Genomic DNA, 805 nt, shown 5'->3' on the forward strand with positions numbered 1-805 from the left:
ACAGTTGGGGGTTACATCGCAAAAGAAGCAACCAACAACGGTACTAAGGTAGAACTTGATTCAACTGTTGCCAATGTCGCTGCGACAGAAACGACAGGAAACATCACAGAAGTCGTGACCTATGTGAAACTTGGTTCATGGATTCCACAACCACCAACAGGTACAGTGGAAGTTCCACCAACGGTTTACCCTAATGATCCAACTGATCCAACACAACCAGGTACGGATGTTCCAACCATTCCATATATTCCAGGTTATATCCCAGTAGGACCAGATGGAACAACACCGTTAACTCCAGTTGATCCAGCAGATCCAACTAAGGGTTACATTGCGCCACCAGTCCCAGCAGATCCAACAGTTGATACGGAAATTCCGTATGTAAAAGCACCACAAGTCGGCACAGTTAAATTTGTCGATACAACAGATAACACTGTTAAGTTCACTGAGACTCTAAATGGTGAAACAGGCGATGAGTTTGGCTTTGATCCAGCTGCTAAGATTAAGGAATTTGAAAACCTTGGTTACACAGTAGTGAACAAAGATAGCTACAGCTCAACTGGAACCTTCGATAACATCGATGGTAACTCACAAGACTTTGTCTACGAATTGACACCAAAAGTTTCACCAATCACACCAGAAAATCCAGGTAAACCAGGTGAGCCAATTGATCCAAACACTCCAGATGGACCAACATGGCCAACTGATAAGGGTGTTGATGATGTGACCCGTACGATCAGCCGTACCGTTACTTATGTGAAAGCAGAAGGTGGCGAAGCAGCTCCAGGCTCAAGCAACTCCGTTACAT

The 805-nt window shown here is 44.7% G+C and carries 1 protein-coding gene; it reads left to right on the forward strand.

Going from position 1 to position 805, the window contains the following annotated elements:
• The coding region (locus C1E99_RS14785; protein ID WP_419580084.1) for a mucin-binding protein at nt 1-805 on the forward strand (805 nt) is incomplete at both ends.

Source organism: Streptococcus suis, from assembly GCF_002964045.1.
Classification (GTDB): domain Bacteria; phylum Bacillota; class Bacilli; order Lactobacillales; family Streptococcaceae; genus Streptococcus; species Streptococcus suis_U.